Below are 14,755 nucleotides of genomic sequence, written 5' to 3'. Positions count from 1 at the left end.
ACGGGGTTTTCGCTAGCGCGCGCATAGGCAGCTATGGCGCATATCACAGCACAGGCCGGGATGTGCGCTACCTCATCTCATACCGCAGTCGGTTGTCTGACACTCTTGGTAACAGTTACCTTCCTTCTGAACTAAACCGATCGTTATAGTCAGGAGGCGGGATGTCGGTGTCAACGGCGAGAACTGTGACCCAGCAGGGGATTGCGATCGCGACGCGCATGCGGATCTTCGCGTTGGTCGCGATCTGTCTGGCCGAACTGCTGGTCGTGCTGGACAACACGCTGGTCAATGTCGCCCTGCCGTCGATGGCGGTGCAATTGCAGGCTCGGATGAGCGGGCTGCAGTGGATCGTGGACGCGTTCACCCTGGCCTTCGCCGGGCTGCTGCTGCCGCTCGGGCACCTGGGCGATCGTTACGGCCGCCGCCGGCTGATGATCATCGGCCTGGCGGGTGTGGCCGTCATGTCGGCCGCCGGTGCGATGTCCTCGGGCCTCGGCCAGGTGATCGCCGCGCGGGCCGGCATGGGCGTCTTCGCCGCCGCGGTGTTTCCGGCGACGCTGGCCCTGATCATCAACCTGTTTCCGGAGGCGCGCGCCCGGGCCGCGGCCATCGCGCTGTGGACCGCCATGGCCGGTATCGCGGTGGCGATCGGGCCGGTGACCGGAGGCTGGCTGCTCGAATACTTCAGCTGGCACGCCGTGTTCTGGATCAATGTGCCGATCGCCGCGATCACGATCGCGGCAGTGCTCGTCGTCGTGCCGGAATCGCGGGCCGATCGCAGCGGCCGGCTCGACGTGCTCGGCATCGGCCTCTCGTTGGTGGCGGTCACGACGCTGGTGTGGACGATCATCGAGGCGCCGAAGCACGGTTGGCTGTCCGGTCGCAGCGTCGGCGGCTACGCGCTCTCGCTGATTCTGCTCGCGCTGTATGTGATCTGGGAGTTGCGGGTGGAATCACCGGTGCTGAACATGCGGCTGTTCCGGATCCGGCGCTTCTCGGTTCCGGCCCTGGCGATCACCGTCTCCTACTTCTGCGCCTTCGGATTCCTGTTTCTGATCACTCAGTACTTCCAGGGCGTGAAGGAATTGAGCGCCCTCGAATTCGGCATCCACTCATTGCCTTTCGCGGCCGCGGTGGGCTTCGGCGCGCCCGCGGCGACGCTGGCCGCGCAGCGCATCGGCACCACCGCCACCGTCGTGTGCGGCCTGCTCCTGCTGGCCGCCGGCATGTTCTTCGCGGGCCGGGTGACCGTCGAAACACCCTATCTGGGAACGGTTCTGCTCTCGATGGTCCTGATGGGCATCGGCTTCGGCGTCGTGCAGGGACCGGCCACCGAAGCCATCATGGGCGCGGTGCCGATCGAGGAGGCGGGCGCCGGATCGGCCGTCAACGACACCACCCGCGAGGTGGGTGGCACCCTCGGCGTCGCTGTTCTCGGCTCGATCATGACCTCGGTCTACACCGGTCGAGTCGGCGGCCGCATCGACGCGATCCCGGACGCGATCATGAATCCGACTCAGAAGAGCCTGGCTCGCGACACCCCCATCAGCGTGCTGGAAATCGTCAAGGCGCCGATCAGCCCGTTCCTCGCCGGTGCGAAAGCCGACTTGGTGCATGCCATGAAGGTGGCCGCACTGGCCGGCTCGGCGGCCGCATCCTGGGCGGCGGTCGGCGCCCTGCTGGTGTGCGCGGTGCTCGTCGCGGTGCTGTTGCCCTGGAAGCCCGAGCGCGGCGCGTCGCTACTGTTGGGCCGAACCTCGGAGGAGGACCCGGCGACAGTTGGCCGCCCCTCGGAGACCTCGGAGAACTCGGAGACCTCGGAGAACTCGGAAAGAGCCGAATCCCTCAGTGGCACATGAGAGCTCGCTGCCCGTCCGCGAACCGGACGGGCAGCGGCGTCCGCGCGGGACACGGAACAGCACTTTCTCAGATCTTCTCGGTTTCGGTGTCCGGGTCGGGCGGCAGCACACCGGTCACGAGGAAGACGACCCGGCGGCCGATCTCGACCGCGTGGTCGGCGAAGCGTTCGTAGTAGCGGCCCAGCAGCGTGACATCGACGGCGGCGGCCACGCCGTACTTCCATTCGCGGTCCATCAGCAGCGAGAACAGGTGGCGATGCAGATCGTCCATCGCCTCGTCGTCCTCGTTGAGCTGCGCGGCCCGCTCCGGATCGCGCGTCTCCAGGACCTCCTTGGCGGCGGCGCCCATATTCACCGCGATGCGGCCCATCTCGGCGAAGTAGCCGTTCACCGATTCCGGGAGCGCGTGGTTCGGGTGCCGACGCCGGGCCACCTTGGCCACGTGCAGCGCCAGCACGCCCATCCGATTCACATCGGAGACGATCTGGATGGCGCTGACCACCTGTCGCAGGTCGCCGGCCACCGGCGCCTGCAGCGCCAGCAGTGCGAACGCCTTCTCCTCGGCCTGCGCGATCATCTCGGCGATCCGGTCGTACTCGGTGATCACCTGTTCGGCCAGGGCGATATCGGCCTGCAGCAACGACTGGGTCGCCCGCTCCATGGCCGAGCCGGCCAGCCCGGCCATCTCGCCCAGCAGATCGGCGAGTTCGGCCATTTGTTCGTTGTAGATGACACGCATGAAACCAAAGACTAGTTCCCGGCTCTGACCAAGTCACGAACGGCGGGTGAATCGTCGGTGCCGGGGCGCTCGGTGACGTAGGCGCAGGTGAGCGTGGCTTACTTGCAGAGGTCGTCACCCGCGTTGACGTGTTCGAGATCGGAGGGGAGTGTGACCGGCATCGCCGCGGCATCGGTGGTCGCGGCCGGGGCGGGAACCGGTGAGCCGAAGGCGGTCGGCGTGCCAACGGTGCCGGAGAAGTCCGCGCCGAGCGCTACCTCCACGATGCTGCCCAGTCCCGAGGCCACGGCCAGTTTCGCGCCCGGCAACGCCGAGGCCACCGTCGCGGCTTCCGCCTCGTGACCGGCCGAGTAGCGGACCGTAGTGGTGTCGATCGTGCCGCCGGAGTAGTTGCCGACGTTGTAGATCTGGAAGCCGTCGGCCGCGAACCTCGTCGCGGCCGTGCTCGCCACGCCGGTCACTCCGGAACCGTTGGAGACCTGCACCGATACCGTGCTCGGATCCACCGCGGTCAACTGCGGCGGGGCCGGCGCCTGCGCGGCCTTGGACGGTTCCGGCGCCTTCTTCTCACCCGGCAGCGGCTGATCGTCGATGATCGCGGTGAAGATCGCCTTGATATCCGATTCGCGCGGGATCTCGTTGCCGTAGGAGGTGGTGCCGGCGGTCGGCACGGTCAGGAACGTGATCGCGCCCGCGCTGACCTTCTGCAGCGAGCGGCCCAGCATCAGCAGGTCCTTGGTGTTGACGTTGTCCATGAAGGCATGGCTGCTGAACGCGCCGATGAAGCCGTTGAGTTTGCCGATGTCGAACAGCACCTTCGACGACAGGGCACTGCGCAGCAGCGAGGACAGGAACAGCTGCTGGCGGTGGATGCGGTCGTAGTCGCTGCGTTCCTCACCCTGCACGTGGCGGGCACGGACGTAGTCCAGTGCGGTGGGGCCGTTGAGGATCTGGCGGCCGGGGTTCGGCAGCACCGTGCCGAGTTCCTCGTCGACCAGCGGGCGGTTGGTGCACACCTCGACCCCGCCGATGGTGTCGACCATCGACTGGAAACCGCTGAAGTCGATGCCGACGAAGTGGCTGATCTTCAGACCGGACAGTTTCTGAATCACCTTGGTCAGGCATTTCGGACCACCCAGGGCATAGGTGGCGTTGAGCTTGTCGCCGATCGCGGAGGGGAATTTCGCGTCGGTGTATTTGGCCTTCTCGTTGTCCCAGCCCTCGCATTCGGGGCGACTGACGTCGAGGTCGCGCGGGAACGAGACGGCCACCACGCGGGAGCGGTTCGCCGGGATGTGCACCAGCATCACGGTGTCGGACCGGGCGCCCTCGGCATCGTCGGTGGTGCCGGCGCCGAGCTGGCTGTCCACGCCGGCGCGGGTGTCGGTGCCGACGATGAGGAAATTCTCGTCACCGGTCTGGCCGCCGGGATCGATGATATCGGCGGAATTCTCGTCCAACGCCGACACCTGGGTGAAACCGTTGTCGGTGGCGCGCAGATAGTTCCAGCCGACACCGGTCATGACGAGGGCCAATACCGCACACATCGAGGTGGTCACCCGGGCCGCGAGCCGAGCGCGCCGCCGCCGGCGCTGCCTGCTCGCCGCCAGTCGTGACAACGGCGGCTTGCCGACCACCTCGGGTGCGACGGAAGCTGTTGCCTCCGCACCGGATTCGTCGTCGGGTACGGGCAGCTGGTCGGTCACCTGCTCGGCGACGGGCGCCTTACCGGCGGCCGGCCGATCGACCGGACTGTCGGCGGCCGGGGCGCGGTGGACCGCGGTGGCCTGTACATCGGCGGAAACCGGTGCGCCACTTCGCGTTGCGGTGGATTCCGGTCGTTGTGACCCCGGTTTCGACGCTGCGCGTGGATCGGATGCGCTCCCGACGCGCCGCGGGTCGGCGGCCGTACCCGGCCCGACCGGAGCGGTGCCGTCGGCCGGTGTGCGGCCGCGTGCGTTCGGGATGGCGCCCGATGCGCCGGTCGCCGCCTTCCCGCGGGCCGCGGGTCCGGCTGCGGCGGGGCGTGGCCCGGCGCCGGGGGCGAGGTCGCGTGGGTCGCCCCGGCGTTCGCCGCCGCCCCGGCCGGGCGGATTCCCCGGCTGGGCGGCTCGCGGGTTGCCGGGACCGGCCGTCCGGTTCGCGCCGGTGGCGGGCCGGGCGGTGTTATCCGTTGTGCGCCCGCGATTTCCGGCCGGACGGCCGGCGTTCTCTGGCTGCGCGTTACGACCGCGGCCGGAGCCGCTCTCGCCGGCGTCGCGGCGTTTGTCCGCGGCCTCGTCCTTGCGGCGGCGCTCGATACGTTCACTGTCGACCCGCTGGACGAGGTCGTGGACGGTGATCGGCTTGGAGGTCTGCGGTTCGTCCGCACGCCGGTTGCGGGGGGCGTCGTCGGAGTCCGGCGCAGGGTATCGCTCCCACGGGGCGCGACCTCCGGGCCGGGACGAACGCCCGCGCCGATCGTCGTCACCCACCAACGAACCTCACTTCACTCTTCGTCGCGACCGGAGCTGTCGATTCCATCACTCCGGTGGCGGCACGCGCAGTCACATCCGGCCGAATCGGTCCCAGCCATGATAACGATTACGCCACAGTTGGCCACTTCTAAACCAGCCATCACTGTCGGCGCAGGTCGGAGAGTACCTGCGCGTCAGCCTCCGCTGTGCATCACATCGGCGGCCGCGGGCACGGTGGGATCCTCGGGATCGTCGAGCCAGCCCTCCGGCAGTACCACCTTCGCGGCCGGTGAGCCCTGTCGCCCGCGCGGTCCCTGCGCGTCCGCGGGGAACGGCACATCCGGCGGCAGCTGGTCGATCAGCTCGCGCAGCTGACTCAGGCTGCCCACGGTCGCGAAGCTGCGGCGCAGCTGCGAACCGAGCGGAAAGCCCATGAAGTACCAGGCCATATGTTTGCGGATATCGCGCATGGCCTTGTCTTCGCCGTCGTGGTCGACGAGCAGCGTCGCGTGCCGGTACAGGATCTCGCCGACCCGGCCCAGTCGCGGTCCCTCCGGAATCGGCTCCCCGCGCAGTGCGGCGCTTAGCTCGGCGAACAGCCACGGCCTGCCCAGGCAGCCACGTCCGACGACCACACCGTCGCAACCGGTTTCGGCGATCATCGCGAGTGCGTCTGCGGCGCTGAAGATATCGCCGTTGCCGAGTACCGGAATCGTGGTGACGGCCTCCTTGAGCCGCGCGATGGCCGACCAGTCGGCCGTGCCGGAATACAGCTGCGCGGCGGTACGGGCGTGCAGCGACACCGCGGCGGCGCCCTCGGCCTCTGCGATGCGTCCGGTGTCGAGATAGGTCTGATGGTCGTCGTCGATGCCGATGCGGAATTTGAATGTCACCGGAACACCGGCGGGTTCGGCCGCCGCGACCATCTCCCGCACGATCTCGGCGAACAAGCGTCGCTTGTAGGGCAGCGCCGCACCCCCGCCCAGCCGGGTGACCTTCTTCACGGGACAGCCGAGGTTCATGTCGATGTGGTCGGCCCATCCCTCGCCGACGATGATGCGCACCGCCTCGCCGAGCGTCTTCGGGTCGACGCCGTAGAGCTGCATCGAGCGGGGATGCTCGTCCTCGTCGAAGGCCATCATGTGCAGCGTCTTCTCGTGCCGCTCGACCACCGCGCGGGCGGTGATCATCTCGCAGACGTAGATCGAGGTGCGGCTGCCGAATTCGCGGCACAGTTTGCGGAACGCGACATTGGTGATCCCCGCCATCGGCGCGAGCACCACCGGCGGATCGACGGGGTAGGGGCCGATTCGCAATCCGGTTCTGGTGTCGAGTGCCGCGGTCACGAGTTCCAGTGTCCCATCCGAATGACAGTGCGAGAGATCACAGGGGTGTCCTGTGCGTGCGACGGGACCGGTGCCGTGCGGCACCGGTCCCGGTCGAAGTCGTGCGGAACGAGCTCAGCTCACCGCGGTGAGGTCGCGTTCGCGCTTGGCGGCCTCGCGGGCCAGCATACGGTCGCGCTGCTCCTCGAATTTCAGGACGTCCTTGCCCAGCCGGTCCAGGAACAGGCCGAGCCGCTCGCGGGTCTGCTCGCCGCGCGCGGTGAAGTCGTCGCGCTCGAAGATGCGCCACTTCTTCAGCACCGGCTGGACGACATCTTCGAGGTGCTGGCGCAGGTCGTAGATGCCGTGCTTGGCCATCAGCACACCGTTGCGGCGGAAGTTCGGCATTCCGGCGCCGGGCATCTGGAAGTTCTCGAGAATCAGAGTGATCGCGTCGAGGGCCTGGTCGGGCGCCAGATCCAGCGCCGCACCGCACATGTTGCGGTAGAAGATCATGTGCAGGTTCTCGTCCGCGGCGACGCGCTGCAGCATGCGGTCGGCGATCGCGTCGTCGCACACCTTGCCGGTGTTGCGGTGGCTGACGCGGGTGGCCAGCTCCTGGAAGGTCACATAGGCGACCGAGTGCAGGAAGCCGGCGTCGGCCTCGGCGGGGGAGGCGAAGCCGTTGGTCATGTGGACCATGCGGGCCTGTTCCAGCGCCACCGGGTCCACGCCGCGGGTGACCACGAGGTAGTCGCGCATCACGATGCCGTGGCGGTTCTCCTCGGCGGTCCAGCGGCCGACCCAGGTTCCCCAGGCGCCGTCCTGGGAGAAGTTCTCGGCGATTTCGCGGTGGTAGGAGGGCAGATTGTCCTCGGTGAGCAGGTTGGTGATCATCGCGGCCTTCGCCACTTCACTGAGCTTCGACTGCTCCGGATCCCAGTCGACGCCGCCCAGCGCGGCGAAGTTGCGCCCCTCGTCCCACGGCACGTAGTCGTGCGGGTGCCATTCCTTGGCCATCGAAAGGTGCCGGTTGACGTTTTCTTCGGCAACCGGCTCCAACTCCGTCAGCAGCTCGAGTTGAGTCAGATCCCTTGCCATACATACGCCCTTCGGTGTTGTCCTGCGATATTGCTGGTCGCCCCCCCGCTGGCCGTGCCGCAGCCGCCCATACCTTACGGCACCGTAGGTGTGATGCGAAGCGCACCTGTACGAGTTCACAGCGCCGGTGACGGAATTCATAAGGGCGGTCGGCACATGTCCCAACCGGTTGCGAGTGTAGGTGGGGGACCTGTGCGTCAACGGTGTATCGCCTGGGAGTCGTGAACGTTAGCCGAGCATCGGATTTCCCGGTTCCCGGGCGCTTGCGTCCCTGGTCGCGGCACGAAACGTCCCGAGACGATGATGGGCCGGAACTTTCGCTCCGGCCCATCGGTGTGCCCCCACCAGGGCTCGAACCTGGGACCTGCGGATTAAAAGTCCGTAGCTCTACCAACTGAGCTATAGGGGCGCGGTCCGCAAGTCTAATGTTTCGCGCGCGGAAATGGTAACCGGTATCCGTGTGATGGTGTGGCGGTGGTTATCTGTGCTGGTAGCGCGGCCTTCCGTGGCGGGGTGGCGGCTCCCGGGAGCGGGATCGCCGCCGACGAGATCCGGGCACCCCCCGGAACGCCGGGTGGTGGCCGCCCACCCCGGCCCGGTGGACCTGAGCCCCGGGCCCGCCGGCCCGGGAGGGCCGGGACGTTCCCGTATACCCCGCCGATTCCCGGGCAATCTCCTTGCTCAGCAATTTGTTTCAGCGCGGAAGTGTGGAAACATTGTCCAAACGTAGTGCGTGACAACATATTTGGTACGGGAGGTGATCGTGTCCGTGGATCCGCTCGGTGGCCGACCGCAGCGGCCGGGATGAGTCCCGGGTATCCGCGGTGGCGGCTGTGGTGGTGAACACTGCTGGGGCGCGCCGGAATTCGCATACGCGGACGCTAACCGGGCATTTGCCGCGAGCGGTCCCGGTTTCCGGTGAAGTGACTCCTCGGTACGTGGCGCGTCGTCTCGGGATTCGGGGTACGGTGATCGCTTGGTGAATTCCGGCGAAACCGGGAGATCTTCCGGCGGTTGGGATTCGGCCGAAGGTTGTTGTGCCAGACAGTCGCGACCGGCCGGGCTGGTCGCGAGGTCGGAGGAGACGACGTCGCAGGAGGCGGATCCGAGACGAACAAAGCGCCCGGGTGCGCACCCCCTGCGGCGCACCCGGACGTCGAAACTATACCAGCTGGTGTGTTTCAGGTATCCCTGCGAATTTCCGTACCAAAAGTCTGAAAACCGGGCGGTAGCCCGAAATTAAGTATTTGAAAATCTAATAACTTCTCGTCGAGGACCGTCTCCTATCGGTTCCTCCGGCGGCAAGCAGCTTCGGAGGCGTTTCGAGCATGGCACGGCAGCAAGAGCGGGCCCGCCGGACACGGGCGGCGATCATCAGGTCCGCCGCCGTTGAATTCGGGAAGAGCGGCTACGCCGCGGCATCGCTGAATCGCATATTGGAGGGATCGCGCGCGACCAAGGGCGCGATGTACTTCCATTTCGATTCCAAGGAGGATCTGGCCCGGGCGGTGCTGGACGCTGCCCTCGAACGATATCGGGCGACCGCCGAAAGGTGGCTGGCCAGAACGGATCTCGAGCCGCTGGACGTCATGCACGGGATGATCGACGAGGTCGCGCTGCGCCTGGAGAACGACATCATCGCCCAGGCGGAGTTCCGGCTGGTGATCGAACCCGAGTTCTATCAGGACGCGCGGGCGGGCGGCAGCCGGATCGTCAGCCGGTCGGCGCGACTGCTCGTGGTGCGCGCCATCGACCGCAAGCAGCTGCGCCTGGACACCGACCCGGACCGGTTCACCCGCACCCTGGCGGCCGCGCTGGCCGGGCAGCGCTACATCATCGATCTGCTCGGCGGCGGGGTCGATCTGCGCACCCGGTTCACCGAGGCGCTGGAGGTGATCATCGAGGCGATGGCGACTCAGGACTGGCTCGAGGAGTTCCGCCGGCACGGCTGGAAGGCCTCGGCGCGGCTGGAAGATCTGAATCTGGGCCTCTGACCAGCCGATTTGGGAATAGCGTAAAGCCTGTCATAAGCTATGCGAGCTCCCAACGGAAGCCGTTGAGGTACGGACCGGAGAGATCCGGCGGGCCCCCTTCGTCTAGCGGCCTAGGACGCCGCCCTTTCAAGGCGGTAGCGCGGGTTCGAATCCCGTAGGGGGTACGGTGGCAACACCGTTGAGAGCATGCAAGGCCCTGTGGCGCAGTTGGTTAGCGCGCCGCCCTGTCACGGCGGAGGTCGCGGGTTCGAGTCCCGTCAGGGTCGCTTTGTTATATGGCATTCGGTTCGGGTGCCCCGGCCAGGTAGCTCAGTTGGTACGAGCGTCCGCCTGAAAAGCGGAAGGTCGCCGGTTCGATCCCGGCCTTGGCCACTTCAATCCCCTCGGCCTGTGGTCGGGGGGATTTTTCGTGTCCGCTCGCTGATCTCGAGAAGACAGATTGCATGCCTGTCTTCGTCTCGGGAGGACGAAATTCGGGCGGGAACGCCGGTCGGGCTGGGGTCCGGGGCCTCCTGGCGCACCCCGCAAAACCAGGGCCGCGGCCTGTTCTCGCTGCTGATCTCGCGGCTTTCCGATATCGATTCGCGCACCGTCCGGAGGGGGAGTTCCTCTGCAACTCGATCGTGGGGTTCAATTTCGGTGACGGCCACTTCCACGACGAGGAGATGATCCGCGCGGTGCAGGACGAGGCTTGCTTCGAACCCGGCGAACGTGTGATCGCCCGGGTGGAGTCGGAGGCGTTCGGCAGCGGCGTGCAGCACTACACGCTGATCGACGCCGCGCTGGGCGTGATCGAACGCGGCACCTGGAACGTCGCCGATGCCGTCGCCGAGCAGCCGTGGCTGCCCCACGGGCCGATCCCGTTACGGCCCTGGGTTCGTCCGGTGCACACCGAACCCACCCCTGACGAATTCGGAGTGGTGGCGTGACAACCGCACTGGTGGTCGGCGGCGGACCCAACGGGCTCGCCGCCGCCGTCGCCCTCGCCTCCGAAGGTGTCGAGGTCACCGTGCTCGAGGCGGCCGAGCAGATCGGCGGCGGTACGCGCAGCAGCGAGGCGATCGTTCCCGGTCTGCTGCACGATCACTGCTCGGCTATCCACCCGATGGCCGTCGGTTCGCCGTTCCTCGCGGGCCTCGGCCTGGATCGTTACGGACTCACCTGGCGGCTGCCGGAGATCGACTGCGTGCATCCGCTCGACGACGGCACGGCCGGTGTGTTGTATCGCTCGGTGGAGCGGACCGCGGCCGGACTCGGACGCGACGAATCGCGCTGGCGGCTGATTTTCGACCGCCCGGTGCGCCGCTACGACGCGTTGAGCGAGGACATCATGCGGCCGTTGCTGCGCGTACCGCATCACCCGCTGACGTTGGCTCGCTTCGGGTTGCCGACCGTACTGCCCGGTTCGGCCTTCGCCCGCGTGTTCCGCACCGAGCAGGCGCGAGCATTGTTCGGAGGCGTCGCGACCCATGCCTTCCGGCCGCTCCACCATCCGCTCAGTTCGGCCGTCGGCCTCGGCATCCTCACCGCCGGCCATCGGTACGGCTGGGCGGTGGCCGAAGGCGGATCACAGGCGATTGCGAATGCGATGGCGGCACTGCTGGGGGAGCTGGGCGGAAAGATCGAAACCGGGGTGCGGGTGGAGTCGGCGGCACAGTTGCCACCGGCCGACATCACCATGTTCGATCTGGCGCCCGATGCCGTCGCTCGTATTCTCGGCGATCGATTACCGCGGCGAGTTCGGCACGCGTTCGCCCGTTTCCGGCGCGGGCCCGGGGCCTACAAGGTCGATTTCGCGGTCGCCGGCGGGGTGCCGTGGACCGCTGCGCACGCGCACCGAGCCGGGACGGTGCACCTCGGTGGGACCTACGCGGAGTTGGCCGCGAGTGAACGCGAGATCCACGCGGGCCGAATGCCCGAGCGGCCCTTCGTGCTGGTCGGACAGCAGTATCTGGCCGATCCGCAGCGCTCGGCCGGTGACATTCACCCGGTGTGGAGTTACGCCCATGTGCCCAATGGCTATTCGGGCGATGCGACCGAGGCGATCATCGCGCAGATCGAGCGGTTCGCCCCCGGTTTCCGGGAACGCATTGTGGGACAGGCGGTTCGCTCGACCACCGAGATGGCTCGCTACAACCCGAACTATGTGGGTGGTGACATCATGACCGGCGCCAAGGACATTCGCCAGCTGATGTTCGGACCGCGAACCACGTTGTCCCCCTACAGCCTCGGCGTTCGCGGCATGTACATCTGCTCGGCAGCGACCCCGCCCGGACCGGGCGCACACGGCATGTGCGGCGCCAATGCCGCCCGGCTCGCGGTGGCCGAACTGGTGGACCGGTAGGCGATCCGCCCCGGCAAGACTGTTGTGGCGGAGATCGGCTCGGGAAACTCTGCCCGTCTTCACTTCAAGACGTTGACCGCCCGCGCGATGACCAGTGTCGCGGTGATCAGCGACAACGCCGATTCGGCCATCATCAGCGTCTTGGCCCAGCGCGTCATCGGCATCACATCGGTGGGGCTGAACGCGGTGGCATTGGTGAACGACAGGTAGAGGTAGTCGAGGAATTCCGGCTCCCAGTCGGCAGGGGAGAGCTCGGGATTCTGCATCTGGACGAACAGGAAATCGGGTAGCTGTGTGCGGGCGTGCGCTCGTGCGGCCGGGCCGCCACGGTCGAATTCCCAGAACCAGAGCGCAAATACGGTGACATTGGTCAGCCAGATCGCCGCGCCGGAACCGAGCAGGACCGGCGGATCGTTGCTGAGCGTGCCGTTGATGAGGCCGGCCACCAGTCGGAACACCGACCAGGCGGTGGCGATGCCGAGCAGCGCCGACAATCCCAGGCTGCACCACCGCAGCCACATTTCCTCCCGGTCCAACCGCACCGGGCTACTCACCACCAGCACGATCAGCAGCACCGTTTCCAGCATCGGCAGCAGCCAGACCGGGCGCAGCTGAAAGTGATCGGGCAGCAGCAGTTGCAGGACGATGATGCCCACCATCGCCCCGGTCGCCGCCCACCGCGATTCGCCGGCCGTGCGGCGTGCCCACGCCGGAACGTCGTCGGTGTCCTTCTCGGAACCGCTCACCCGTGCAGTATTGCCCGCTCTGTGCCCGTCGGCAGCATGGCACGCGCTCGGGTTGCTACCTGTGCTCGGCGGGGCCGGAGTTCTTCGTCGGCGTCGACGTCGGCATCCCGGCCGAGCCGGGTGCCGGTGAGAACACCGGTATCGCCCAGCCCGACGATGACGACCCGAGGTCCGGTCATGCCGCTCGTTTCCGGGGTGGCAGGGGAACGAATACCGAAACCCTGCGCACCACATCCCGATACGCCGGCCGCCGCTGCAGGCTGCGCTGTTCCATCATCGGAATGCTGACGCCCACGAACATCGCCACCATGGCCACCACACCCGCGAGAACCCACCAGCTGCCCGGAGCGGCGGCGAGTCCGAACAGGCCGAACGAGAGCCAGACGCCGCACTCGCCGAAATAGTTCGGATGCCGCGACCACGCCCACACCCCGCGGTCCATGACCTGCCCGGGCGATCTGGTGGCGGCGAAGTGATGCATCTGCAGATCGGCGACGGTTTCCAACGTGACCGCACCCGCACCGATCACGACGGCGACGATGTCGAGCACACCGAACTGTTCGCCGGCGCGGGTCGCCACCACGTACACCGGAATCAGCCCGGCGAAGACCTGCAGCGTCGGAAAGACGTGGATTCCGAACAGATCCGCGGCGAAGGCGAACCGGCCCGCTCGTTCGCGCACCATCGGATAGCGCCAATCCTCATGGTGCATACCGGGAAACGTCGTCACCCAGTTGGCGGTGAGCCGCACCGCCCACACCAGCATGACGGCCATCATCAGCCACCAGCGGACCGAATTCGAGGGCTCGTCGCTGCGAATCCACCAGTAAAAGGCCAGCAGCGGCGGGATGACGCTCCAGTACGGGTCGTAGAAACTGGAATTCTTGTAGATCCGGCTGAAGACGAAGACCACGACCGTCGCGATCAGATCGGCGATCAGGCCGTTCAGCCACAGCAGACCGGTATCCGGACCCCACAGCAGCCAGGCGAGTCCCACGAGGACGGCGATCACATAGGCCAGCGCGACTCGAACCAGGGCGCCCACTCTGCTCATGAGCGCACTGTAGGCATTGCGCGGCCGAGCGGAGCCGGATTCGGACAACACCGGCAGCTCCGCCGAATCGCCGCCGGACGAATAATTCGCCCTAGCGGGAAACGAATCGGTCCGGTCGGTGCCCGGTTTCTCGGTGTGGATGAGTGCCCCGATTCGGTGCGCTCCAGGGCATACCCGTCTCCGGTGCCCGCCGCGTCGATACACCGTTCGGCGGCGGTGTGGGCATCCCCTCGGCAACGAAGGCATTGACCGGCGGGCGGTCGAGGGTGATGACGCCGACGGCGCCGGTACGAGACAGCGTGACCGACAAGATATTTCAGTCCATGAGATGTCGATAGCGCTCGGCGACTCCGGGGGCGAGCACCGTGGGCAGCACGAAACGCACCTGCGCCCGGATGTACTGCTCGACGGTGTAGCGCGGCGCGAAATGCCACTGTTTGAGGGCCCACGCGTGGGCGAGCATCATCAGATTGAAGACGACGAGATCCGGATCGAGGTTGTTCATCAGACCCGCAGCGATACCCGCCTCGACGGCGGCTCGCAGCGGGGCGGAGGTTTCGACCTCGAGCTCCTTGATCCGTTCGCGGCCCTCCGGATCGAGGGTCCGGCTCTCCCGGTAGGTCAGGACCACGGCGTCGAGGTTCTCGTCGACGATTTCCACATAGCGCCGCAAACCGGCGACGAGCCGTTCCACCGGATCGTCGCCGACCGCGTCCATGGCCGGGGCCAATTCGTCCCGGAAGGCGTCGAGAATATCGACGATGGCCGCCAGCAGCAGGTCTTGCTTACCGCCGAAATACTTGTAGATGAGCCCGACGCTCACATCGGCCCGATCCGCGAGCGCCTGCATCGACATCTGATGAAAGCCCGTGGTCTGCATGACCGCGACAGCCGCGTCGAGGAGTTGGCGCCGGCGCGAGTTGGTTCGCACCGCGCGCACCGCCTCCTCGAGTTCCATCGGTGCGGATCGCTTCGCCATCGGGCATACCCTTCGTATCTGCGCAGTCGAATGAACGACGGTTCACTCAACTCTAGAGTGGTCCACCGAAAATCAGATGCCCAGCGCCTTCGCGATGATCGTCTTCATGATCTCCGTGGTGCCGCCGTAGATGCTCTGGATGAGCGCGTCGACGAACG

General features: G+C 67.0%; 11 protein-coding genes, 4 tRNA genes and 2 pseudogenes. 7 read left to right on the top strand and 10 right to left on the bottom strand.

The window, feature by feature from the left end:
* Window positions 1–161: 161 nt before the first annotated feature.
* Window positions 162–1,859, top strand: a complete 1,698-nt coding sequence (locus C5E41_RS01115; protein WP_104373958.1) for an MFS transporter — start codon at window positions 162–164, stop codon at window positions 1,857–1,859.
* A 67-nt stretch (window positions 1,860–1,926) separates the two neighbouring features.
* Here the strand turns inward: C5E41_RS01115 and phoU are convergent, their stop codons facing one another.
* From phoU to C5E41_RS01090, 5 genes are all read right to left on the bottom strand, one after another.
* Window positions 1,927–2,598 (bottom strand): phosphate signaling complex protein PhoU, encoded by a 672-nt coding sequence (gene phoU, locus C5E41_RS01110; protein ID WP_104373957.1) that lies wholly within the window; start codon window positions 2,596–2,598, stop codon window positions 1,927–1,929.
* 98 nt (window positions 2,599–2,696) lie between these two features.
* Window positions 2,697–5,072, bottom strand: a complete 2,376-nt coding sequence (locus C5E41_RS01105) for an LCP family protein (protein ID WP_258080652.1) — start codon at window positions 5,070–5,072, stop codon at window positions 2,697–2,699.
* A gap of 176 nt (window positions 5,073–5,248) precedes the next feature.
* Entirely contained in the window at window positions 5,249–6,370 is a 1,122-nt protein-coding gene (gene dusB, locus C5E41_RS01100) for a tRNA dihydrouridine synthase DusB (RefSeq protein ID WP_219823074.1), read from the bottom strand.
* Window positions 6,371–6,514: 144 nt separating this feature from the next.
* Window positions 6,515–7,480: an acyl-ACP desaturase gene (locus C5E41_RS01095; RefSeq protein ID WP_104373955.1), complete on the bottom strand. Its 966-nt coding sequence runs from the start codon at window positions 7,478–7,480 to the stop codon at window positions 6,515–6,517.
* A 336-nt stretch (window positions 7,481–7,816) separates the two neighbouring features.
* Window positions 7,817–7,889 (bottom strand) — tRNA-Lys (locus C5E41_RS01090).
* A 919-nt stretch (window positions 7,890–8,808) separates the two neighbouring features.
* Between C5E41_RS01090 and C5E41_RS01085 the strand changes: the two genes are divergently transcribed.
* The 6 genes and pseudogenes from C5E41_RS01085 to C5E41_RS01060 all read left to right on the top strand — a co-directional run bounded on the left by C5E41_RS01085 (window position 8,809) and on the right by C5E41_RS01060 (window position 11,818).
* Entirely contained in the window at window positions 8,809–9,474 is a 666-nt protein-coding gene (locus C5E41_RS01085; RefSeq protein ID WP_104373954.1) for a TetR/AcrR family transcriptional regulator, read from the top strand.
* A 91-nt stretch (window positions 9,475–9,565) separates the two neighbouring features.
* Window positions 9,566–9,638, top strand: a tRNA-Glu gene (locus C5E41_RS01080).
* A 28-nt stretch (window positions 9,639–9,666) separates the two neighbouring features.
* Window positions 9,667–9,740, top strand: a tRNA-Asp gene (locus C5E41_RS01075).
* 32 nt (window positions 9,741–9,772) lie between these two features.
* A tRNA-Phe gene (locus C5E41_RS01070) sits at window positions 9,773–9,846 on the top strand.
* Between the two features lie 150 nt (window positions 9,847–9,996).
* A pseudogene (locus tag C5E41_RS01065) lies at window positions 9,997–10,403 on the top strand (DUF3556 domain-containing protein); the annotation flags it as partial.
* Window positions 10,400–11,818, top strand: coding sequence for a phytoene desaturase family protein (locus C5E41_RS01060; RefSeq protein WP_104373953.1), 1,419 nt, complete (start codon window positions 10,400–10,402; stop codon window positions 11,816–11,818). The pseudogene C5E41_RS01065 and the gene C5E41_RS01060, both read left to right, overlap by 4 nt.
* A gap of 59 nt (window positions 11,819–11,877) precedes the next feature.
* Here C5E41_RS01060 and C5E41_RS01055 read toward each other — a convergent pair whose 3' ends face one another.
* From C5E41_RS01055 to C5E41_RS36100, 5 genes and pseudogenes are all read right to left on the bottom strand, one after another.
* The gene (locus tag C5E41_RS01055; protein ID WP_104373952.1) at window positions 11,878–12,564 is read right to left on the bottom strand and encodes a hypothetical protein; all 687 of its coding nucleotides are present in this window, start codon (window positions 12,562–12,564) and stop codon (window positions 11,878–11,880) included.
* The gene (locus C5E41_RS01050) at window positions 12,561–12,743 is read right to left on the bottom strand and encodes a hypothetical protein (RefSeq protein WP_104373951.1); all 183 of its coding nucleotides are present in this window, start codon (window positions 12,741–12,743) and stop codon (window positions 12,561–12,563) included. The genes C5E41_RS01055 and C5E41_RS01050 overlap by 4 nt, the downstream gene beginning before the upstream one ends.
* Window positions 12,740–13,618 carry a DUF1295 domain-containing protein gene (locus tag C5E41_RS01045; RefSeq protein WP_104374173.1) on the bottom strand — a complete coding sequence of 293 codons (879 nt, stop codon included), beginning with the start codon at window positions 13,616–13,618 and terminating at the stop codon, window positions 12,740–12,742. Before C5E41_RS01045 ends, C5E41_RS01050 begins: the two co-directional genes overlap by 4 nt.
* Window positions 13,619–13,934: 316 nt before the next feature.
* Window positions 13,935–14,597 (bottom strand): TetR/AcrR family transcriptional regulator, encoded by a 663-nt coding sequence (locus C5E41_RS01040; RefSeq protein WP_104373950.1) that lies wholly within the window; start codon window positions 14,595–14,597, stop codon window positions 13,935–13,937.
* 72 nt (window positions 14,598–14,669) lie between these two features.
* A pseudogene (locus C5E41_RS36100) lies at window positions 14,670–14,753 on the bottom strand (acyl-CoA dehydrogenase family protein); the annotation flags it as partial.
* Between the last annotated feature and the right edge of the window lie 2 nt (window positions 14,754–14,755).

The organism is Nocardia nova, assembly GCF_002933465.1.
GTDB classification, from domain to species: Bacteria; Actinomycetota; Actinomycetes; order Mycobacteriales; family Mycobacteriaceae; genus Nocardia; species Nocardia nova_B.
The sequence above is the reverse complement of the archived record's forward strand: the minus strand, read 5'-3'. Positions and strand labels throughout refer to the sequence as shown.

What these genes read in the sequence shown, in the direction of transcription:
- C5E41_RS01115 (WP_104373958.1), top strand. Translation starts at nt 162, where the DNA reads ATGTCGGTGTCAACGGCGAGAACTGTGACCCAGCAGGGGATTGCGATC.
- phoU (WP_104373957.1), bottom strand. Translation starts at nt 2,598, where the DNA reads ATGCGTGTCATCTACAACGAACAAATGGCCGAACTCGCCGATCTGCTG.
- C5E41_RS01095 (WP_104373955.1), bottom strand. Translation starts at nt 7,480, where the DNA reads ATGGCAAGGGATCTGACTCAACTCGAGCTGCTGACGGAGTTGGAGCCG.
- C5E41_RS01085 (WP_104373954.1), top strand. Translation starts at nt 8,809, where the DNA reads ATGGCACGGCAGCAAGAGCGGGCCCGCCGGACACGGGCGGCGATCATC.
- C5E41_RS01050 (WP_104373951.1), bottom strand. Translation starts at nt 12,743, where the DNA reads ATGACCGGACCTCGGGTCGTCATCGTCGGGCTGGGCGATACCGGTGTT.
- C5E41_RS01045 (WP_104374173.1), bottom strand. Translation starts at nt 13,618, where the DNA reads ATGAGCAGAGTGGGCGCCCTGGTTCGAGTCGCGCTGGCCTATGTGATC.
- C5E41_RS01040 (WP_104373950.1), bottom strand. Translation starts at nt 14,597, where the DNA reads ATGGCGAAGCGATCCGCACCGATGGAACTCGAGGAGGCGGTGCGCGCG.